Consider the following 20,267-nt stretch of genomic DNA (forward strand, 5'->3'; position numbering starts at 1 on the left):
TCACAGCGGGGAGCACGCATGAGCTATCTCTTCAAACGCGTTTTCTTCTATGTCTTCACGGCATGGGCCGCGATCACGCTGAACTTCTTCATTCCACGGGTCATGCCGGGTGACCCGGTCCAGTCGCTGATCACCAAGGCCCGCGGCCAGATGACCAGCGACTCGATCCAGTCGCTGTACATCCTTTTCGGACTGGACAAGAACGAAAGCCTGCTCTCGCAGTACTTCAAGTACTGGGGCCAGCTGTTCCGCGGCGACCTCGGGATGTCGTTCACGTTCTTCCCCAGCCAGGTCGGTGAGGTGATCGGCCAGGCGCTGCCGTGGACACTGCTGCTCGTCGGCATCACCACTGTGATCGGCTTCCTGATCGGCACCGGGCTCGGCACACTGGCCGGGTGGCGGCGCGGGTCGTGGATCGACGCGCTGATCCCGGTGACTACGTTCCTGTCGTCCATTCCGTACTTCTGGCTCGGCCTGATCGCCATCGCATTGCTGACCGGACCGGACAGCTTCTTCCCGGCAAGCAACGGTTACGACACCGGGTTGACGCCCGGCTGGGACATGGAGTTCATCGGCAGCGCGATCCAGCACAGCCTGCTGCCCGCGTTCACCATCCTGATCTCGTCCATGGCCGGCTGGATCCTCAGCATGCGCAACATGATGGTCACGGTGGCGTCCGAGGACTACGTCACGGTGGCGCACGCCAAGGGTCTGCCTGAGCGCCGAGTGATGGTCGGTTACGCGGCGCGCAACGCGTTGCTGCCGAACGTGTCCGGCTTCGCGCTGTCACTGGGCTTCATCGTCGGTGGCACGCTGCTGGTCGAGATCGTCTTTTCCTACCCCGGACTCGGCTTCCTGCTGTTCCAGGGTGTCGGTACCAAGGACTATCCGTTGCTGCAGGGCATCTTCCTGATCATCACGTTGTCCGTGCTGCTGGCCAACTTCGTCGCGGACCTGGCGTACATGCTGCTGGACCCGCGTACCCGAAGGGAGGGCTGAGGGATGGCCACACCGTCTGTTGTGGACGCGACACCGGTCGCCGCCGCACCCGTCAAGGCCAAGCGGCGCAGACTTCGGTTCGTCGCCAACCCGAAAGCCGCGATCGGCCTCGGGATGATGGGTTTCTTCGTCCTGCTCGCGATCATCGGGCCGCTCATCGCGCCGTACGATCCGTCCGCGCGGTCGAACGCGCTGGTCGAGGCGCCGTCCGCGGCGCACTGGCTTGGCACGACGCATCTCGGTCAGGACGTCTTCAGTCAGCTGGTTTCCGGTACCCGCAGCGTCATCCTCGTCGGGTTGCTCGCTGGGGCGATCGCGACGGTCTTGTCGTTGCTGATCGGTGTGACGTCCGGGTATCTCTCCGGGGCCGGGGCGGAGAGCCTGTCGGCACTGTCCAATGTGTTCCTGGTGATCCCGGCGCTGCCGCTGATCATCATCATCACGTCGATCCTGCCGGAGACCACAGACATCACGATCGCGTTCGTGATCGGGCTGACGTCGTGGGCGTGGGGCGCTCGTGTGCTCAGAGCCCAGACGCTTTCGTTGCGGGGCAGGGATTACATCGAAGCGTCGCGGGCGACCGGTGAGAAGACGTGGCGGATCATCATCTTCGAGATCATGCCGAACCTGACCGCGGTCATCGCGTCGAACTTCATCGGCACGGTCATCTTCGCGGTCACCTCCGAGATCACTCTGGCGTTCATCGGCGTGAACACCAGTGGTGACAACTGGAACTGGGGCACGATCCTGTTCTGGGCCCAGGGCCAGCAGGCGCTCGCTCAGGGCGCCTGGTGGTGGTTCGTCCCGGCCGGTCTCGCGATCGCGTTGCTGGGAACCGCGTTGTCGTTGCTGAACTTCGGGATCGACGAGTTCGTCAGCCCCCGGCTGCGCAGCAACGGCAAGTCGAAGGTCAAGACGGTCGACGGCAACACCGTCCGGATGCGGGTCGGCTTCACGCCCGTGCTCGGCTTTGGCCGGAAGGATTCGGCATGAGCGACGCAGTGCTCGAAATCAAGAACCTCGACGTCGACTATGGACTCGGTGACGAGGCCGTGCACGCCGTCCAGGACGTGAACATCACTCTGCACCGGGGCGAGGTGCTCGGCCTGGCAGGCGAGAGCGGCAGTGGCAAGTCGACACTCGCATATGGACTGACCAGGCTGTTGCCGCCGCCGGGTGTGATCGCCGGTGGCGAGGTCATCTACCACGCGGAAAACGGCGAGATGTCCGACATCATGCGGATGTCCGACGCGCAGCTGCGCAAGTTCCGCTGGGCCGAGACCGCGATCGTGTTCCAGGGCGCGATGAACTCGCTCAACCCGGTGCACAAGATCTCGACCCAGATGACCGACGTGATCAAGGCGCACGACCCTGGCTCGACGCCACGCTCCCGGCTCGACCGGGCCAAGGAGATGCTGTCGCTGGTTGGGATCTCGGCTGACCGGCTGGAGGCGTACCCGCACCAGCTGTCGGGCGGGATGCGCCAGCGCGTGATGATCGGGATGGCGCTCGCGCTCGATCCACGCATCGTGATCATGGACGAGCCGACCACGGCACTGGACGTGGTGATCCAGCGCCAGATCCTCGGCCAGATCATCGAACTGCGCGAACGGCTCGGCTTCTCGGTGCTGTTCATCACGCACGACCTTTCGCTGCTGGTCGAGTTCTCCGACCGGATCGCGATCATGTACGGCGGCCGGATCGTCGAAGAGGCACCGGCCGCGGAGATCTACCGCGACTCACTGCACCCTTACAGTGACGGTTTGCTGCACTCGTTCCCCGCGTTGCGTGGGCCACGCAGGGAACTGACCGGTATCCCCGGCTCTCCGCCGGATCTGCGCGCCATGCCGACCGGCTGCGCGTTCCATCCACGCTGCCCCAAGGCCTTCGACCCGTGCGCGACCGACCTGCCGGTACTGGGAATTCCCGAGACCCATCCAGCAGGAATCAGCACTGCTCAGCAGCGCACGGTGGCCTGCTGGCTGCATCCCACCCACTAGTTGGTTCTGACAAGGAGACCTATGGATACAACTGTGCCAACCGTCGGAACCCCCGAGATCAGGGACAGTACCGATCCGATCGACACGCTGCCGTCCTCATTCCGTTGGGGTGTCGCGACTTCGGCGTACCAGATCGAAGGCGCGTATGACGAGGACGGGCGCACACCCTCCATCTGGGACACGTACTGCCGTACTCCGGGAATGGTGCACGACGGCGACAACGGTGACGTCGCCTGCGATCACTACCACCGGATGCCGGAGGACGTCGAGCTGATCCGTTCACTCGGCGTCGACACGTATCGGTTCTCGGTGGCGTGGCCGCGCGTGCAGCCAGGTGGTCGTGGCCCGGTCAACCACGCCGGGCTCGCGTTCTACGACCGGCTGGTGGACGAACTGCTCGGCAAGGGCATCGATCCGTGGGTCACGCTGTACCACTGGGACCTGCCGCAGGAGCTTGAGGACGAAGGCGGCTGGCCGGTGCGGGACACCGCATACCGGTTCGCCGACTACGCCATGCTGGTGTTCGATCAGCTGAAGGACCGCGTGAACACGTGGACGACGCTGAACGAGCCGTGGTGTTCGGCCATGCTCGGGTACGGCAACGGCCGCCAGGCACCTGGCCGTCAGGACATGCCTGCGGCGATCTCGGCGGTGCACCACCTGCTGCTCGGTCACGGCCTTGCCACGCAACGGATGCGTGCCGCGGCCCCGAAGCCGATCGAGCTCGGCATCACGCTGAACATGGGTACCTCGGAGCCCGCGACGGATTCGGAACTGGACATCGCCGCGGCCCGCCGCGCCGACGGACTCGGTGTCCGGATCTACATGGATCCGTTGGTGCACGGTCGTTACCCGGCTGATGTGGTCGAGGACCTCGCGGCCCGCGGTATCCGGATCCCGGTCCGGCCAGGCGACCTCAGCGTGATCTCGGCACCGATCGACGTGCTCGGTGTGAACTTCTACAGTGGACACGTCTTCTCGGGCCTCGACGAGAACGGCAAGGATCGAGACTCGGACGGCAACCCCATCGAGCGTTCCATCCCACAAGGTCACCCGGTGACCGCGATGGGCTGGGAGATCGTGCCGCAGGAGTTCACCAAGCTGCTGGTCCGGCTGTCCAAGGACTACCCGGGCCTGCCGATGGTGATCACCGAGAACGGCGCGGCATTCGAAGACGAGCCGGACGCCGCCGGGTTCGTGCGGGACTTCGACCGGGTGGACTACTTCAACACCCACATCGGCGCGGTCGCGCGTGCACGTCAGGCGGGGGCCGACGTGCGCGGGTACTTCGCCTGGTCGTTGCTGGACAACTTCGAGTGGTCCTACGGCTACGAGAAGCGGTTCGGCATCGTCCGCGTGGACTACGACACCCAAGTCCGCACACCGAAACAGAGTGCACTGTGGTACCGCGACACAATCAAGCGAGTCCGCGGCCACTGAGTTGAAGCCTCGTGAGTGGTTATCCGGGTTAGAACACGGCTAACCACTCACGAGGTTTTTTAGCCCCTTGGCACGGTGAAGCCCAAGATCGCCGGGTTGTTCCAGTCGCTCGACGCGACCGTGGCGCCCTTGGCCGCAGCCTGGCGAACCTTGTCCTGTCCCTGTTGGACAGTCGGGTTGCGACCGTCGATCGTCGGGGCGACATTGTGGACACTCGCCATGGTCAGCAGATAGTTGTTGCCGGTGTAAAAGCTTGTGTCACCGCCGAACCAGCCGTTGGCGTCGCCGTCGAACGTCACATACCACTGCGCTCGCGTCCCGCCGTTGTCGCCGACCCGGGGATCCGTGGCAGAAGCGCCATTGATGGTCGGGAACATCATGGCCGAGCTGAGATTGCCACCGAGCCCGGTCAGGTAGTCCGCGTACTCGTGATGCGTGTCGTAGTTGTCAAAGGGGTTTCCGGCCTCGAACGCGCCGGTGATCAACGTGAACAGGAATTTGCCACGCAGGCTTTCCCGGCTCGGCCACGCCCCTGCCTTCACGGCTGCGTCTAGTGTTGCGTGACTTCCCTTGACATCAGCCGGTTTCAGCACATTTCCCGCGCCGAGGGAGGATGCGATCAACGCGTCAAGCTGAGCCGCGCCGAACCCGCCGCGGCCGTCGTAGCCGTTCTTCGCTTCCAGCTTGAAGATCAGCGGCGCGTGGTTCGGGTTCTGGTCGTGCCACAGCTTGATGTTCCGCAGGCAGGCTTCGAAGCTCTGGTTACGCGAACCTGACCGTAATCCACTGAACGTCGTCGCGGACGAGCAGTTGTTCGCGGCCGCCCATGGCTCGTGGCTCACCTGATAGCGCCTGTTGCCAAGGAAGTTCTGCCAGACATCCAGCTCCAGCATGGACGCGCCGGACTGCAGCGCGTCCACCAGCCACGGAAAGGTGCCTTGTTCGTAAGCATTGTGCACGCCGACGCCGGTAATGCCCGCGATCGAGGCATCGGCGGCTTGCGCGCTCAGGGGAGTGGTGATCATTACCGCGGCGGCCAACGTCAGCGCCAAGCGCTTCATCGAGTCTCCCAAGGCTAAGCCGATTTACAACCTTGAACCCGATATAGAACGGATACCGGTACACCCAGTCAAGATCAAAAGGATACTTGTCCGACATTCGGTCCGTTCGGCGTATACAATTGGTGGGAATGTTCCGATCTGTTCGTAAACCCTTGGTTGTGCCATGATGCGGGAAACGGACCGGGGGTCGGGCCATGGTGGAAACCGTTCTCAGTGTTGTCCTGCAGCATCACAACCGGTTGTTCCGCGAAATGCTCGCCGCGAACCTCGCGCGCGAGCCGGATATCGCCTTGCTCGGCACCGCGGCGTCGGGGCCGGAACTGATCCAGCTGTGCGATCTGCGGCGGCCGACGGTCGCGCTGTTCGAGGCGGACGCGCCCAGATGGAGCAACGATCGACTCGTTTCCCTGCTGCTGCCGCCCGGCAGGTTGATGCGAATGATTGGCATGCACCAATCTTTGACAACAGCGCACGTGATTCGGGCCTATGAAGCCGGAGTGAGCGCTTTGGTGCCGTACTCCGGTGGCCTCGAACCGTTGCTTGCGGCGATCAGGGCGCCATCGTCGGCAATTGAGACAGCACGGGCGAAGCGAGGCGGCGGCGACGCGCTGACCCAGCGCGAACTCGAAGTCCTCTACCTCGTCTGTGCCGGTTACCCGCCACGGCAAATCGGACTGGAACTAGGGATCAGCCCGCACACCGTGGAGAACCACAAGCAGCGCATCTTCACCAAACTGGGCGTCCACAGCCAGGCACACGCGGCGGCAAGCGCGGTCCGCCTCGGCCTGCTGTCGCAGGTGCAACCGGCGCGAACTGACGGTTTGCCGCAAGACCGAAGACCCGGCCTTCGGGTCGTGCTCGACCGCACCGACGACCCGATCGCCGACCGGGCAAGGGAAGTCCTCGAAAAACACCACATCACCGTGCTCGACAAACATGCCGTACCCAAGCAACGCACCGAAGGCGACGCGAAGGACGACACCGCAGTGACGGTGTTGATCGATCCACCGGCGTCGAGCTGGAATACGCCACCGGCAAGAGGCATCGTGGTCATCACGAGTCAGGAACCCAAGCAGCACTTGCTGACCCAAGCTGCCGCAAGTGGCGTCACGATCCTGGCCGCGTCCATAGTGGACGATCTACTCGCGCCAGCTGTGGAGGCAGCGAACGCGGGATACGTGTTGATCAGTTCCGCGTATTCGCGTGCGGTGCTTGGGCCGCCCGGCGGTGAATCGCGTCGATGGCAGCTCGCACTCACCCCTCGGGAACAGGAGATCCTGTCCGCGATCGCCCAGGGTCACACCACCAAACAGACCGCGCGACTGCTTGGGATTTCGGTGCGGACCGTCGAGAACCTGCAGGGAAACTTGTTCCGGAAGTTGCGGGTACACCGGAAGGCGGCCGCGTTGGTCGTCGCACACGAACTCGGATTGCTCGAGGAGTGAATTTCGGATATCGAATTCGGTGCTGACAAGAATGTCTTAGTACCCCGGATCCGGGCTGGTCGGCGGTGTGTGTTCAGGCGTGGCTGAAAGCGTGCCGCTGTTTCTGCCAAGAAGGGCCCCTGCCGATAAGGTGCGTCCTGATTAGGCCATTTGGCCTAACGGGCACTTGAGGAGAGGGATTCGCGACGCCCGCAGCGCAGGCGGACACATACCGGGCGGTCGTTGAGACGAAGGCCTACGGCCGGACGCTCATCCTGTGGCAGTGGTCAGGGGACGGCCGACTCTGTTATCACGCCGAGGGAAAGAACATGCTGAGCGACGAGACCATCGCGGTGGTCAAGAACCAGTCCGAGAAGGTGAAGGCGACTTCTCCGCGCGACGGATCGAACATCAGTACGGGTACGTTGTGCGGCATTGGTTCCACGTACCACGCAGCGGCTGACCTGCGTGCCCCCGATCTCTTCATCTACGCGGGTCCCTGGACGGAGTGACGTCACCGGACGGGGCTGGTCGACTGTGGCGTCATCCAGCCCCTTCTTGGTGGCAGGTCCATACGGCCACCTCCCTTGACACACGTTCGACCGAGTCCCAGAATGCCCGGTGAGAGCGCTCTCACCGGGCATTTCCCTGCGCCCGTTCATCCCAAGGGTCAACGACGTCTCGAGGGAAAGGTAAGTCCATGGCTGGACACGGTCGGAAGGTCAGGGCCATCGCACTGACCAGCGCACTGATCGGCTCCTTACTCATCCACTTCGACGCCGCGCAGGCCGCCCTGCCGCCGCCGCCCGCGGGGTGGACGCAGGTGTGGGCCGACGATTTCACCGGCGGCGCGAACACACTGCCGAACGAGAACAACTGGATCATCGACACCGGTCACTCCTATCCGGGCGGCCCCGCCAACTGGGGCACCGGCGAGATCCAGAACTACACCCGCAACACCTCCAACCTCGCGCACGACGGCGCGGGCAACCTGCGTATCACCCCGCTGCGGGACGGCGGTGGGGCGTGGACATCGGCACGCATCGAGACCCGCCGGGCTGATTTCAAGGCACCGGCGAGCGGCGTGCTGCGGATCGAAGGCCGCATCCAGATGCCGAACGTCACCGGCCAGGCCGCACTCGGCTACTGGCCCGCATTCTGGGCGCTCGGCGCGCCTTATCGTGGCAACTACTGGAACTGGCCGGGCATCGGCGAGTACGACATCATGGAGAACGTCAACGGTATCAACGCAGTCTGGGGTGTGCTCCACTGTGGAGTGAGCCCGGGTGGACCCTGCAACGAGACCACGGGCATCGGCGCGAATCGCGCGTGCCCAGGCTCGTCCTGCCAGTCCGCGTTCCACACGTACCGCTTCGAATGGGACCGGTCGATCAGCCCGAACCAGCTGCGGTGGTACGTCGACGGCCAGCAGTACCACCAGGTCAGCCAGAACCAGATGGACGCGGGCACGTGGAACAACATGACCAGCCACGCTGGCTACTTCATCCTGCTCAACGTGGCCATGGGTGGAGCGTTTCCGAACGCGCTGGCAGGCGGCGGAACTCCGGTCGCCGCAACGGTTCCCGGGCGACCCATGTTGGTTGACTACGTCGCGGTCTACACGCGCGGTGGCACTCCACCGCCGAATCCGCCACCTAGTTGTGGCCCGTTGATCTCACGCAACCGGTCGGTGGCGGCGTCCAGTATCGAGAGCCCGAACCAAGCGGCGGCCTTCGCGGTCGACGGCAATACGGGCACCAGATGGTCCTCGGCGCACAACGAGCCCAACTGGCTGCAGATCGACCTCGGCAGCAGCCAGCAGATCACCAGGGTCCGGTTGAACTGGGAGGTCGCGTACGGCAGGGCGTACACCATCCAACTGTCCACAAACGGTTCAACATGGACAAACGCCTTCACCCAAAACGCTGGAGCAGGCGGGATCGAGGATCTCAACGTCTCCGGCACGGCCCGGTACGTCCGGATGAACGGGATATCCCGCGCGACACCGTACGGGTTCTCGCTGTGGGAGATGGATGTGTTCGGGGCTTGCCCCTAGTGTGGTGCGGTGGATGATCTCCGGGAACTGCCGAAGGCGAACCTGCACCTGCATCTGACCGGTGGGATGCGGCAGGCCACGCTCGAAGAGCTGGCCGCGGTCCACGGACTGACTGTGCCTCCGCCATTGCCGATGGGGGAGGCACAGGTGTGGGAGGCGTTCCAGGAGCGGTACGACGCCCGGCGCGCCGTGGTCCGAACCGCCGAGATAATCCACCGGATCATCACCGAATCGATCGAGGACAACCTCGCCGACGGGTGTACGTGGCTGGAGATCCAGCTGGATCCCACCTCGTACGCGCCGCTGCTCGGCGGATACGAGCCCGTGGTCGAGGTCGCGCTGGACGCGATGACAGGCAAACCCTGCGGCCTGATCATCGCGTCAAGTTGGGCCCAACCAGGCGATCACGCGACCATGCTTGCCCGGCTGGCGGTCCGGTATACCAAAGTGGTCGGTTTTGGTCTGTCCAATGACGAACGCCGTGGCCGCGTCGACGATTTCGTCGAGGCTTGCCGGATCGCCACCGACGCTGGCCTGATGTCCGTGCCGCACGGCGGTTTCTACGAGGGCGCCTGGCACGTCCGGGCGTGTGTGGACAGACTTTCCGCGAAGCGGATCGGCCACGGCATCACCGCGATGCGCGACAAGGAGACGCTCGGCCATTTGGCCGAACATCAAGTGGCTCTTGAGGTTTGCCCGACGTCCTATCCGCCATTCGGGGTAGCGTCCTATGAATCGTTGCCGATCCGTGAGGTTCTGGCCGCGGGCGTTCCGGTCGCACTCGCGTCCGATGATCCGTTGTTGTTCGGTGCGAACGTGACGGCGCAGTACGCCATCGCCCGGACCGCGATTGGCTTGTCCGACAAGGAACTCGCCGCGATCGCCAGGCATTCCATCACGGCATCCGCCGCTGACGGCGACATCAAGGCGAAAACGCTCGCGGCGATCGAATCGTGGTGTGCCAGAATCCCCTGACAGTGGCCTTGGGGGGATTCATGAAGCGTTGGCTCGTGGTTTGTGCTGTCCTGCTCACGGGTTGCGCCGCCGAGGCGCCCGCTCCCGTTCCACCGCCGCCTACTCCGACCAGCACGATTACAGTGAAAGAGGTTCCGCCGCGCCAACTCTTGGTGTCCGGTGGCGTGTCCTTGAGCTATGTCCATCCGGAGACCGCGTCACGCATCCTGTGCTCCCCGCTGACGCCGCCGCACCAGGTGTTTGTCCGTTACGAGCCTGACATCAGCGGGAAGGCCAGGACCTGCCGGATTGCCGATCAGCAAGCCACGAAGGTGCTCGAACTGATACTGAAGCAGCCGACTTCGGAGGAGTTCACCGGCAATACGAAGATCGCTGGCCGGGATGTCGAGACCTATCAGGACGTCGGCGACACGGTCGTGTTCCGGTTGCCCATCGCGGACATCCGCAGCACCAGTGAGATCACCAACCAGTGGGCGATCCTGCTGGCCAAGGCGCCGCGAGACAGCGAGCAGCACGCACGGGACTACCTCGAGCGGATCTTGCCCGTACTGACCAAGGAATCGGATCTGATCAGGTTTGATCCAGGCCGGGGCCTGCTGATCGAGCCGACCGGACTGATGCCGGAACAGTTCCACGATCTGGCACAACCCGTGCAGGCGGAACAGTTGTGCACGTTTGTCAACCAGACCCTGCGGTACAAGACTTCGTACGCGGGCGACAGCGGATGCTTCTATGAGTTGCCCGATGGCAAGAGGGCCTATATCAGTGCCGACGAGACTGGGCGGACATTGGCGGAGTACCCGACGGCGTTTGCCGGTCGGCCAGCGGTTTTCGACGACAGGGACGTGCGGGTACGACTGCGCGACGACGTGCCTGTCGACCTCGTCTTCGACCTTGGCCAGGAACCCGTCGGTGAGAGGGTCCTCGCCGCGCTGAAGCCCAAGTAGTTCACCTGAACTCCGCTGATCGGCAAAGCATCGGTTGATCTGCGGAAACCGTTGTGGTGCCAGCGCTTGTGCTGATTCGTGCGCTTGATCAACTTCAGCCGCACCCCAGTGATCAACTGATTCCGGAGGGTGTACTGTCCGGAAATCATTGGCACTCGGCAGGCGGATTCCGCCTGATCGGCCGAGGTCATCCATCTCGTGCTGTCCTTGTCCAAGCGCTGGCCGGAAATAGGGGACCATGGTTCGCGTTCTGATTGTGTGCGCGTTGTTGGTTGCTGGATGCAGTACCGCGGTGGGCGGGCAAGCGCCACCGTCACCGGCGCCGGATCTCGCGCGTGCCGTGCCGATGTCGAGCGGGGAAGCGCTCAGCTACGTCCACTCGGACACCGCGTCTCAGGTGCTGTGCAACGCTTTGCCGGAAACGCGGCTGCGGACGCTGTTGAACTCCAACATGGTCGTGCGCGAACGGCTCAAGGGAACGTGCCGTATCTCCGACGAGCGCAAGACCACGATCGACCTGACGCTGCAGGCGGTCTGGGAGAAGTTCGCGCCGAACCAGCAGGTCGGTGGCAGGCCCGCGCAGGTCAACGTGAGCAACAAGGTCGTCATCGACGTCAGCATCGCCGAGACCGACGGCTACCGCTCGTCCAGCAAGCGGACGCCGATCCTGCGCGCGCTGGCGTCGGCGAATGTGGAGTCGACGGTCCGTGGTCTGCTCGACGAACTCGTTCCCGTGCTGGCAAGGCAGAGCACCATTCTGCCCGAAGTGGACGACGACGGCACCGTCGCGTTCGCGTCGACTCCGCTGACCGCGGGGGAGTTCATCGATCTGCCCAGGCCGGTCCAGGTTCTCCAGCTGTGCACGGTCGCCGAGCAGACGCTGAACTTCGAGGTGATCAAGACGATCGAGAACGGCACGTGCACGCTGCGCAAGCCGGACGACACGACCCTTGCCCTAGTCGTTGTGGACAGTGTCGGATCCGCTGGCCTTACCGACCGGATCGCCGGGCGGCCCGCGAAGATCAGCGAGTCCTCTGTGACCGTTCGCCTCCGGGACGACGCGCTGCTCGACCTGATGATCGGCGACACCGATCCGGCCATCGCCGAGAAGCTCGTCCAAGCGCTTGCTCAGGGGTAACGAAAGGGCGGGCGGCCGCTGCCGGTGATCCGGATGTTGCCCCACGGATCCAGCTCGGTGAGCCGTCCCTCGCGGTCCAGACCACCAGGAAGCCGGACTGTGACGTCGTTTCGGCCGCTCTTGTGCGCCGAGGTGACGTCAAGGTCCGCCATGATCCGGCCGTACCAGCGATAGCTGCCGTCGATCGGCTGCACGTGTCCCATCAGGTGCACCTGGACGTCGATCTGTTTGCCGTCGACGGTCAGTACGGCCGGGCCTCGATGCGTTTCGTCCACATCGCTCTCGTAGGGCGTGAAGATGTAGTTGTGCGGGTCGGGTTTTCGCCGGTACGAGATTCGCGCTTCGGGCCGGGCTTCGATTCGCCTGGCATCCTGCCTGCCCATCATTCGCAGGCAGCGTTTGATGTACCGGTAGTTGTTGCGCTCGAACAGAAACGTGTTCGGCCCGCGGACCGGGTAGCTCGCCACGATGACACGTGCCGTTGTGGCCCGGCCGCTTGGCGCGGTGACTGTCCACATGTCACATCGTGGGTCGAACTCATGCTTGACGGCTTCGTCGAGCAACACCACCGCGAACCCGGGAAGCATGCGGATCATCCGGTCGGGGACGTCGATCAGCGCGACCTTCATGCGATGAATCCCGCCTGGCGCCAGCGTTCTCTCGACTTGCCGCGGAAGATTCCCTGCTCGTCGAAGAACCGGCGGAGCTTGTCGAAGCCTTCCTGCTTGACCTGCCGGTAGTGCGGGTTGCCCGCCGCCTGCCGGTATGCCTCGTCGGCGTTGAGCCCGGCGCGGGCGTAGATCCTGCGGTGTACCAACTGATCGCTGAAGAACTGGCCGCCGAACCCGATCATCCGGCCGATGCTCTCCTTCTCCCACCAGGACGCGTACCGCATCCGGCGTGCGACGCCCTCGCGCGCCCACTGGATGTGCCGCGCCTCCTCGACGACGTGGATCCGCATCATCCGCCGCACGACCGGCTGCATGCCCGGGTCGTCCATGATCTTGCGTTGCCACGTATCGAAGATCTCTTCGCCGATCAGCGCTCCGACCCAGAGGTTCAGGCCACGCAGCCTGCGCGGCAGCGAGCTGGTCAGCGCGAGCTGGGCCCGCGACTGGCGGTAGTAGCGCGCGCCGATCTTCTCGATCAGCCTGCCGAACATCAGCATGTGCCTGCACTCGTCACCGATCTCGGTCAGCGCGTAGTGCGTGTGCCGCGCGGCCGGGTCGGCGTCGAAGATCATCCGCAGCAGCGCCTGGTTGAGCACGTTCTCGAACCAGTGCCCGACCGACAGAAGGTTCGCCAGCTCCTGGCGGGACAGCTCGATCCGCTGCCGCGGCGTCAGCCGATGCCACAGTGGAGTGTCGTAGAGCGCGGACAGGTGCGGCGGCAGGAAGTACTTGCCGTCGACTAATGGGGCGTCCCAGTCGATGTCCACGGCGGAGTCGTACGAGCGCCGGACCGACCCGTTGAGCAACCGCTGAGCATCTTGCTCGGTGTCCCTCATCGCGCACCCCTTTTACGTCTGCATATCAAACGTAAACCCGATGGGTGCATATGGTCAACAGGCTCGATAAGCTGAGGTTGTGGCGGAGTCGCTGAAGGATCAGATCCTCGATGCCGCTGTGGCCTGCTTTCTGGAGTGTCCGCCGGGCGCCCGGATCCACGCCGCGATCGCCGAACGAGCCGGTGTCTCACGGCCGACTGTCTACAAATACGTCGGCGACCAGGACGCCATCGTGATGGCCTTGATCGAGCGGGACATCGCCCGCATGCACGCCAGCGCCGAGCCGCTCGTCACCCGGCCGGGGACGCTGCGGCAGCGGTTCGTGGACACGATCATCATCGTGGTCGAGTACGCCAGGGACCATGCCCTGCTGCAGAAGGTCCTGCGGGAGACCCCGCTCGCGGTCCTGCCGTGGTTCACCGTGCACTCCGAGCAGGTGATTCAGACCGGACTTGCCCTGTTCACGCCGCACGTCAAACAGGCCATCGCGGATGGCGACTTCCCCGCGGTCGACCCGACGGTGATCGTCGAGTGGTGCTGCCGGTTGATCCTGTCGTTGATCACAACCCCCGGCACGATCCGGATCGACGACTCGGCTGCGCTACGTCGTTATTTGGAGGACCTGCTCGACGTCGGCCTGCCACGATGACGGGTATGAGTGAGACCAACGCCGAACAGCGGGCAGCCTGGAACGGCGCCGACGGCGATTTCTGGGTGGAGCGGGCCGACCGGTTCGACGAAGGCATGGCGAACTACATGGAGCCGTTCTTCGCCGCGGCCGCGATCCAGTCGACCGAGAACGTGCTCGACATCGGGTGTGGCAACGGATTGACCAGCCGGGTGGCGGCGGCGAGCGCCAACCGGGTACTTGGCGTCGATCTTTCCGTGCAGATGCTCGAGTTGGCCCGGCAGCGGTCTGCCGGCATCCCGAATGTCCAATTCGAACAGGCGGATGCTCAGGTGTACGCCTTTGCGCAAGCCGAGTTCGACGTCGCGATCAGCCGGAACGGCTCGATGTTCTTCGACGACCCGATCGCGGTGTTCACGAACATCCGGCGCGCGCTCAAGCGAGGCGGCAGGCTGGTGCTGCTCGTCTGGCAGTCGATCGACGAGCACGAAGCGATCAGTACATTTCGGACGATCCTGGCGGCTGGCCGTGACCTGCCCAAGCCGCCGCCGAACGCGCCGCACCCGTTCTCGCTGAGCGATCCTGAGCGGGTCCACACCGTGCTGGGCAGGGCGGGTTTCGACGACATCCGGCTGGCCGGGCTGCGTGAGCCGATGTACGTCGGCCGCGACCCGCAGGACGCGGCCGAGTACGTCACCAGCATGTTCGGTCGCCTGATCGAAGAGGGTGAGCAGGACACCGTCACGGCTGCCCTGCTTGCCGACATGGCGGAGCACCAGACCTCCCGTGGAGTCGAATACGGCTCCGCCGCCTGGCTCATTTCCGCAGCTAATCCCTCGTGAGTGGTTATCAGGGTTAGAACACGGATAACCACTCACGAGGTCAGTTCTGCTTGACGGTGAACCGCAACTGGCCTTGCGCGGCCATCCGTGACCAGTAGGTCGTGCCATAGATCGACTCGCCGTTGGTTTTCAGCCACGCACCGGTTTCCCGCAACCGCGTCTGCATGATCTCCGGGATCGAGCCATCCGCGCGTGGACCGATGTCAAGGAGGAAGTTGCCGTTCTTGCTTGTCACGTCGACAAGCGTGTCCACGACCTCGTTCGCGGTCATGTACATACTGTCCGGTGTGGCCTTGTTGTAGCCGTAGGAACGCGGGTCGAGGCTGCGGCTGGCTTCCCACTTCTTGACCACAGTGTCCGGATACGTGGTGTACTCCGGCGTTGTGTAGTCGTGGGTTGGGATTCCGCAGCGGTCGTCGACCGTGACATCCTTGGGGTTCGGCCGGTTCTTGGCTCGGTTGAAGTAATCCGCGAGTACCGGGCGGCTGTCGTTCGCGCCGCCGATGTCACACCAGATCACGTCCGGGTCGTACTGGTGGACGATCTCGCGCATCTGGGGCGCTTGGTAATCACGGACGAAGTCCTTTCCGGACTGATAGCCGGTGTACGGCTCGTCTGCTCCGGTGTAAGGGTTCCTGGGGCCGTGGCCCATCCATGGTCCGTCCGGGTTGTACCACTCGGGCATGGAGAAGTAGAGGCCGTTGCGCATCTCCGGGGTGTACTTGCGGGCGGCGTCGAACAATTCCTTGACCAGGTCCCGCTTCGGTCCAAGGTCGACTGAGTCCCTTTGCGACACCTTGGAGTCGTAGAGCGCGAAGCCTTCGTGATGCTTGGAAGTCAGCACGTAGTACTTGGCACCGGCCTCTTGGAACAGTTGGGCCCATGCCTTCGGGTCGTATTTGTCGGCGGTGAACTGCGGGATGAAGTCGTCGTACTTGAAGTCCTTGCCATAGGTCTGTTCGTGGTAGGCGTGGACGGCGTTGTTCTTGTCCTCCATCCACCGCCAGTACCACTCGGCGTACTGCTCGCCGGGCGGAGACCACGCGGGCACGGAGTAGATTCCCCAGTGGATGAAGATGCCGAACTTGGCGTCGTCGAACCAGTATGGTGACTCGTGAGTGGACAGTGAGGCGTCGGTGGCCTGGTAGTCCTTGACACCAAGGGTGAACCGGACGGGTTGCTCGGCCTTGATACGCCTTCCTTGTGCGACAACCTTTCCGTTCACGATGGTGTCCACGGGTGCGCCGGTGCGCACGATGCCGATCCGCACGCGGGCTTCGTCACCCGGTGCGAGCCTGCGGATCTGCGCGGGCCTGACGGTCCTGGCTCCGAAGACGTCAACGCTGACCTGGACTGCGTCGCGCTCGGTGATCCATTCGTCGCCTAGGTTCGTGACCGTGGTTTCGACGGCTTGCTCGCCGTTGATCAGCTTGGTGGTTGACCGGCTTTGCCGTAGCGCCAATGCTTTGCCTTTGGCTGCTGGTTGCGTGGTCATCGCGAAGATGTGCAGGCTGGCTTGGTTGGGCTGCGGCGGTTTGGTGGTCGGAAGCGTGAGGCCGACGGCTTCGCGGCTGGCGTCCAACCAGATCTGGGCCGTGGAGATGGAGACTTGGTGCTGGTCAGTGCCGTTGTTGGGGCTGTAGCGGAAGGGCGCGGAGATGGGGCCGTTGGTGCTGTACCAGTCGGGCCCGCCGAATGACGCCGTTGTCGTGGTTCCATCGGTGTAGTGGACGGTCGCCGTACCCGAGGCCATGCCGTAGCTGCCCGCGACGAGGAAGTGCGCCGCGTGGTAGCGGCCGCGGGGGACGTCGATGCGTTGCCCCAGCGCGATGACGTTGTTCTTTGTGTTGGGCGCTGTGCTTGGAAACGCGTAGGGCACGCCATCGACTTGGATTTGGCCGCTGGGGAGACCCTCGGCCGGGAAGGTGTAGCCGGAGCCGTCGAAGTTGCCGTCCCGGGCGCTCGCGGAGTCGATCCCGTCGTTGTCGAAGTACTGGGTCAGCGGGACGATGACCGGGTTGGGAATGTCGGCCTCTTGGGCGACAGCGCTGGTCGCGCTGGCGAGGAGGGCGGCTAGGGTCAGCAGGGCCACCGCCGGTCTGGGTCGTGTTCTCATGCACACTCCAGTGGGTGCAGCCGCGACATCCGATGTATGCCCCGATTGGACGGGTTTCAGCGGCGGACCTCGCGGTAGTCATCCGATGACTACCGATGCTGCTCGGCTGACCGGTGATCAGTCAAGACCCAGCAGTTCGTTGAAATGATGAACGAACGATGAGTTTCACCCGCGGGCCTAGTCTGCACACCCATGGCGAAGATGCTCTATTCGGTGTCCATGTCAGCGGACGGCTTCATCGCAGGGCCCGGCGGCGACATGCGATGGCTGACAGACTACCTGGGCCCCAACCCGCTAGTAGACGAGCTGATCAGCAACGTAGGCGCGCTCCTTGCGGGCAACAAGTCCTTCGGCGGAGACGACCCATACAAGGACACGGAACAAGAAGGCGAGGCCTTCGGCGGCGGCTGGTCCGGCCCAGAGTTCGTACTGGCGCACAAAGCGCCAGAGCGGCCCATACCCGGGGTGACGTTCGTGCATGATGTCGACACGGCGATCAAGGAATCGAAGGCCGCGGCTGGCGACAAGTACGTCAACGTCATGGGTGCCACTGTGGCGCGTGAGCTTTTGGCGGCTGGGGCCTTGGATGAGGTGCTGACCGTCATCACGCCCGTGATGCTTGGTGATGGGGTCCGGTTGTTCGATCATCCCGGCGGGACTCAGGTGAAGCTGGAGCGGCTGCGATTCTCGACCACCGAGGACGCCGTCAATGTCTGGTACCGCATAAAAACCTCGTGAGTGGTTATCCGCGTTCTAACGCGGATAACCACTCACGAGGCGAACTGGGCTGGTCAAACAAAAACGTGCCCAGCGCTGGAAGGCAAGGAGCACGCACCGTGGGGGGTCTGGGGGGCTCGGCCCCCCAACATGGTCCCGGGTGACCCCGGCGAAGGTTGCGAAGCAACCGAGCAGGGGTCACCCGTCACGCGGGTGCTCGGATGGCCGGAGCGCCGCCAGTTGTCCCGGCCATCCGAGCGGTCTATGTGGACGGTCAGCTTCCCGAGTACACGATGTCCACGTGCAGCACTCGGTCGTTGTTAGCTTGTCCGTCCTTGTCTGTGGATGTGGTCAGCCAGATGTCGCCTTGCTGGTCGACTTCCACTGTCCTCAACCGGTTGTACGTGCCTTGGAAGTACTGCTGCTGGTCGACCAGGTTGCTGGCTGCGTCGATTCGCATGCGGTACACGCGTTGGCCGACCGTTGTCGCTACGAACACGTAGTCGTTGATGATGGTCAGACCGCTCGGCGAAGCCTGGTTTGTCGGCCAGGTCTTCTTCGGTGCGATGAAACCGCCACAACTTCCTGACGTGCCTTCACAGTTGGGCCAGCCGTAGTTGCCGCCACGGGAGATCAGGTTGACCTCGTCCATGATCGTATTACCGAACTCAGCTGCCCACAAACGTCCTTGTGAGTCGAAGTCCAGTCCTTGCGGGTTACGGTGTCCCTTGCTCCACACCGCATTGCCGAACGGGTTGTCCGCGGGGATCGTACCGTCCGCGTTGATGCGGAGGATCTTTCCGTTGAGAGAGCTGTTGTTCTGAGCCTGGCTTGCGTTCTGTGCGTCGCCGGAGCTGATGTACAGCTTACCGTCCGGGCCGAAGCGCAGCCTGCCGCCGTTGTGGAACTGGCTCTTTCCGATGCCCTGCACCAATGTCTGGTACGTGTTCTGCACCAGTTGGTTGTTCTCGTACTTGATCCGGATGACGCGGTTGCCTTCAGCCGCCGTGTGGTACACGTACAGCCAGTGGTCCGTTGCGAATGTTGGGGCCACTTCCAGGCCGAGCAGGCCGCCTTCGCCGCCGGTACCGACGGCTTGGTTGATCTTGCCTGCCAGGGTTCGTTCGCCGGACTCCGTCAGCCGGTAGATGTTGAAGGAGTTACGTTCGGCGAACAGAGCCGAGCCGTCCGGCAGGAATGCCACACCCCACGCAACGTCAACGCCACTGGCCAAAGTGGTCACGGCACCGGGGTTCGGCGCGCCGGATGGGCCGCTGTTGGACGGTGTCACGGTGATTTCGTTGCTGAATCCCGAAACGTTGCCCGCCGCGTCCTTCGCGCGAATCTTGAAGCGATAGGCGGTTCCTGCGGTCAGACCGGCGACGGTTGCGGTGTTGGCGGAACCGTCCGCTGATCCACTTTGGACGTCATCGCGGAAGATGTCGTAGCTCGTGACACCGACGTTGTCCGTCGACCGGGTCCATTCCAGGTCCACAGTGGTCGCTGTCTTACGCGGTGAGTTCAAGCCGCCGGGAACCGTTGGTGCTTGGTTGTCCGGTGGGGCTTGGCTTGTACGCACGAAGATGATGTTGCTGCCAGGCGAGACATTGCCAGCCGCGTCCTTCGCGAACACTGCCCACTGGTACTCGGTGTTCGGCGTCAAGCCTTCGACCGTGGTGGCGAGGACGTTGCCAGCGACGCTCTTCATCAGCTGACCGTGCTGGTAGACGTCATAGCCGGTGACGGCGATGTTGTCGGTCGCCGCGTTCCATGCGAGCGAAGTCGTGTTGTGCGTCGTTCCGGTGGAGCGCAGGTTGGACGGCGCGCTCGGCGCCTGTCCGTCCACGAGAGACACAGTGAGTTTGTCGACGTTCGGTCCGCCGTTGACGGTCGTCGATGTCGCGCGGATGGTCAGGTTGCCCGCGGGGACGTTCGCCCGGACTGTGGCGGTCTGCCAGGTCGTCCAAGCGCCAGTGCCGTTGAAGGCCTGGTTGTTGGCGACCGTGACGCCGTTGACCGTGATGTTCATCGGCCGGTTCACGATGGTGCCGTTGGCGAATCGCAACGTCAGGTCGGCCGGACCGGCCGCGGTGTTGGGAACAGTCCATTCGACATAGCTGCCGACGACGTTGTCGTAGTTCACGAAGCCACGCCCGGTGAAACCGGCATGGTTCGATTCGACCAGTCCTTGGGAGATGGTCGCGTCTTCAGCTTCGTGCTCGGTCGCGGCGTTCGCGACGGGTGCGCCGGCAAGCGCGGTCACTAGTACAGTGACGCACGGTAAGACCGCACGCCACATCGGGCGAGGTGCCACGGAGGCCTCCTGTGCAGGGGATACGGGGAGGTACAGCGGCGGCTATATGTTAAGACTTTGTTTAAGACCTGAATTCAGACACGAGGATCGTAGCCTGTCAATG

Annotated in this window: 18 protein-coding genes; 13 read left to right on the forward strand and 5 right to left on the reverse strand. The window is 63.8% G+C overall.

Features of this window, described 5'->3' with window-relative positions; genetic code table 11:
• Nucleotides 1-18 precede the first annotated feature (18 nt).
• The 4 genes from LWC34_RS01075 to LWC34_RS01090 are packed head-to-tail and all read left to right on the forward strand — an operon-like array spanning nucleotide 19 to nucleotide 4,439.
• Nucleotides 19-999 carry an ABC transporter permease gene (locus LWC34_RS01075; protein WP_084428652.1) on the forward strand — a complete coding sequence of 327 codons (981 nt, stop codon included), beginning with the start codon at nucleotides 19-21 and terminating at the stop codon, nucleotides 997-999.
• Between the two features lie 3 nt (nucleotides 1,000-1,002).
• Nucleotides 1,003-1,992, forward strand: a complete 990-nt coding sequence (locus LWC34_RS01080; protein WP_233722505.1) for an ABC transporter permease — start codon at nucleotides 1,003-1,005, stop codon at nucleotides 1,990-1,992.
• Nucleotides 1,989-2,999, forward strand: a complete 1,011-nt coding sequence (locus LWC34_RS01085; protein ID WP_233722506.1) for an ABC transporter ATP-binding protein — start codon at nucleotides 1,989-1,991, stop codon at nucleotides 2,997-2,999. Before LWC34_RS01080 ends, LWC34_RS01085 begins: the two co-directional genes overlap by 4 nt.
• A 21-nt stretch (nucleotides 3,000-3,020) precedes the next feature.
• Nucleotides 3,021-4,439 carry a GH1 family beta-glucosidase gene (locus tag LWC34_RS01090; RefSeq protein WP_233722507.1) on the forward strand — a complete coding sequence of 473 codons (1,419 nt, stop codon included), beginning with the start codon at nucleotides 3,021-3,023 and terminating at the stop codon, nucleotides 4,437-4,439.
• 59 nt (nucleotides 4,440-4,498) lie between these two features.
• Here the strand turns inward: LWC34_RS01090 and LWC34_RS01095 are convergent, their stop codons facing one another.
• Nucleotides 4,499-5,500, reverse strand: coding sequence for a phosphatidylinositol-specific phospholipase C domain-containing protein (locus LWC34_RS01095; RefSeq protein WP_233722508.1), 1,002 nt, complete (start codon nucleotides 5,498-5,500; stop codon nucleotides 4,499-4,501).
• A 194-nt stretch (nucleotides 5,501-5,694) separates the two neighbouring features.
• On the opposite strand from LWC34_RS01095, the gene LWC34_RS01100 reads away from it, so the two are divergent.
• The 6 genes from LWC34_RS01100 (at nucleotide 5,695) to LWC34_RS01125 (ending at nucleotide 12,040) form a co-directional block, all read left to right on the forward strand.
• Entirely contained in the window at nucleotides 5,695-6,945 is a 1,251-nt protein-coding gene (locus tag LWC34_RS01100) for a LuxR C-terminal-related transcriptional regulator (protein ID WP_233722509.1), read from the forward strand.
• Nucleotides 6,946-7,253: 308 nt separating this feature from the next.
• Nucleotides 7,254-7,436: a hypothetical protein gene (locus LWC34_RS01105; RefSeq protein ID WP_233722510.1), complete on the forward strand. Its 183-nt coding sequence runs from the start codon at nucleotides 7,254-7,256 to the stop codon at nucleotides 7,434-7,436.
• Nucleotides 7,437-7,624: 188 nt separating this feature from the next.
• Entirely contained in the window at nucleotides 7,625-8,980 is a 1,356-nt protein-coding gene (locus tag LWC34_RS01110; RefSeq protein WP_233722511.1) for a galactose-binding domain-containing protein, read from the forward strand.
• 9 nt (nucleotides 8,981-8,989) lie between these two features.
• Nucleotides 8,990-9,955 carry an adenosine deaminase gene (add, locus tag LWC34_RS01115; protein WP_233722512.1) on the forward strand — a complete coding sequence of 322 codons (966 nt, stop codon included), beginning with the start codon at nucleotides 8,990-8,992 and terminating at the stop codon, nucleotides 9,953-9,955.
• Between the two features lie 20 nt (nucleotides 9,956-9,975).
• Nucleotides 9,976-10,902: a hypothetical protein gene (locus tag LWC34_RS01120; protein WP_233722513.1), complete on the forward strand. Its 927-nt coding sequence runs from the start codon at nucleotides 9,976-9,978 to the stop codon at nucleotides 10,900-10,902.
• Between the two features lie 292 nt (nucleotides 10,903-11,194).
• On the forward strand, nucleotides 11,195-12,040 hold the full coding sequence (locus LWC34_RS01125) for a hypothetical protein (RefSeq protein ID WP_233722514.1): 846 nt from the start codon (nucleotides 11,195-11,197) through the stop codon (nucleotides 12,038-12,040).
• On the opposite strand, the gene LWC34_RS01130 is transcribed toward LWC34_RS01125, so the two are convergent.
• Together LWC34_RS01130 and LWC34_RS01135 are read right to left on the reverse strand one after the other, a co-directional pair.
• On the reverse strand, nucleotides 12,031-12,669 hold the full coding sequence (locus LWC34_RS01130; RefSeq protein ID WP_233722515.1) for a DUF4873 domain-containing protein: 639 nt from the start codon (nucleotides 12,667-12,669) through the stop codon (nucleotides 12,031-12,033). The two genes, LWC34_RS01125 and LWC34_RS01130, sit on opposite strands and share 10 nt — an antisense overlap.
• Complete coding sequence (locus tag LWC34_RS01135) at nucleotides 12,666-13,547, reverse strand: AurF N-oxygenase family protein (protein ID WP_233722516.1); 882 nt, start codon at nucleotides 13,545-13,547, stop codon at nucleotides 12,666-12,668. The genes LWC34_RS01130 and LWC34_RS01135 overlap by 4 nt, the downstream gene beginning before the upstream one ends.
• Nucleotides 13,548-13,626: 79 nt before the next feature.
• Between LWC34_RS01135 and LWC34_RS01140 the strand changes: the two genes are divergently transcribed.
• Nucleotides 13,627-14,196 carry a TetR/AcrR family transcriptional regulator gene (locus LWC34_RS01140; RefSeq protein ID WP_233722517.1) on the forward strand — a complete coding sequence of 190 codons (570 nt, stop codon included), beginning with the start codon at nucleotides 13,627-13,629 and terminating at the stop codon, nucleotides 14,194-14,196.
• A gap of 5 nt (nucleotides 14,197-14,201) precedes the next feature.
• Nucleotides 14,202-15,017 (forward strand): class I SAM-dependent methyltransferase, encoded by an 816-nt coding sequence (locus LWC34_RS01145; RefSeq protein WP_233722518.1) that lies wholly within the window; start codon nucleotides 14,202-14,204, stop codon nucleotides 15,015-15,017.
• A 40-nt stretch (nucleotides 15,018-15,057) separates the two neighbouring features.
• On the opposite strand, the gene LWC34_RS01150 is transcribed toward LWC34_RS01145, so the two are convergent.
• Nucleotides 15,058-17,133 (reverse strand): alpha-L-fucosidase, encoded by a 2,076-nt coding sequence (locus tag LWC34_RS01150; protein WP_233722519.1) that lies wholly within the window; start codon nucleotides 17,131-17,133, stop codon nucleotides 15,058-15,060.
• 192 nt (nucleotides 17,134-17,325) lie between these two features.
• Here LWC34_RS01150 and LWC34_RS01155 point away from each other — a divergent pair, with 192 nt between their 5' ends.
• Entirely contained in the window at nucleotides 17,326-17,871 is a 546-nt protein-coding gene (locus LWC34_RS01155; protein WP_233722520.1) for a dihydrofolate reductase family protein, read from the forward strand.
• Between the two features lie 253 nt (nucleotides 17,872-18,124).
• Here the strand turns inward: LWC34_RS01155 and LWC34_RS01160 are convergent, their stop codons facing one another.
• Nucleotides 18,125-20,113 carry a PQQ-dependent sugar dehydrogenase gene (locus tag LWC34_RS01160; protein ID WP_233722521.1) on the reverse strand — a complete coding sequence of 663 codons (1,989 nt, stop codon included), beginning with the start codon at nucleotides 20,111-20,113 and terminating at the stop codon, nucleotides 18,125-18,127.
• Nucleotides 20,114-20,267 lie beyond the last annotated feature (154 nt).

Origin of the sequence: Kibdelosporangium philippinense, assembly GCF_021390435.2 — a bacterium.
In the GTDB taxonomy this organism is placed as follows: Bacteria; Actinomycetota; Actinomycetes; order Mycobacteriales; family Pseudonocardiaceae; genus Kibdelosporangium; species Kibdelosporangium philippinense.

Bases quoted from the DNA above. Each gene is read 5' to 3' on its own strand.
- LWC34_RS01095 (WP_233722508.1), bottom strand. From the start codon at position 5,500: ATGAAGCGCTTGGCGCTGACGTTGGCCGCCGCGGTAATGATCACCACT.
- LWC34_RS01080 (WP_233722505.1), top strand. From the start codon at position 1,003: ATGGCCACACCGTCTGTTGTGGACGCGACACCGGTCGCCGCCGCACCC.
- LWC34_RS01145 (WP_233722518.1), top strand. From the start codon at position 14,202: ATGAGTGAGACCAACGCCGAACAGCGGGCAGCCTGGAACGGCGCCGAC.
- LWC34_RS01155 (WP_233722520.1), top strand. From the start codon at position 17,326: ATGGCGAAGATGCTCTATTCGGTGTCCATGTCAGCGGACGGCTTCATC.
- LWC34_RS01105 (WP_233722510.1), top strand. From the start codon at position 7,254: ATGCTGAGCGACGAGACCATCGCGGTGGTCAAGAACCAGTCCGAGAAG.
- LWC34_RS01075 (WP_084428652.1), top strand. From the start codon at position 19: ATGAGCTATCTCTTCAAACGCGTTTTCTTCTATGTCTTCACGGCATGG.
- LWC34_RS01100 (WP_233722509.1), top strand. From the start codon at position 5,695: ATGGTGGAAACCGTTCTCAGTGTTGTCCTGCAGCATCACAACCGGTTG.
- LWC34_RS01085 (WP_233722506.1), top strand. From the start codon at position 1,989: ATGAGCGACGCAGTGCTCGAAATCAAGAACCTCGACGTCGACTATGGA.
- LWC34_RS01150 (WP_233722519.1), bottom strand. From the start codon at position 17,133: ATGAGAACACGACCCAGACCGGCGGTGGCCCTGCTGACCCTAGCCGCC.
- LWC34_RS01130 (WP_233722515.1), bottom strand. From the start codon at position 12,669: ATGAAGGTCGCGCTGATCGACGTCCCCGACCGGATGATCCGCATGCTT.
- LWC34_RS01135 (WP_233722516.1), bottom strand. From the start codon at position 13,547: ATGAGGGACACCGAGCAAGATGCTCAGCGGTTGCTCAACGGGTCGGTC.
- LWC34_RS01110 (WP_233722511.1), top strand. From the start codon at position 7,625: ATGGCTGGACACGGTCGGAAGGTCAGGGCCATCGCACTGACCAGCGCA.
- LWC34_RS01090 (WP_233722507.1), top strand. From the start codon at position 3,021: ATGGATACAACTGTGCCAACCGTCGGAACCCCCGAGATCAGGGACAGT.
- LWC34_RS01120 (WP_233722513.1), top strand. From the start codon at position 9,976: ATGAAGCGTTGGCTCGTGGTTTGTGCTGTCCTGCTCACGGGTTGCGCC.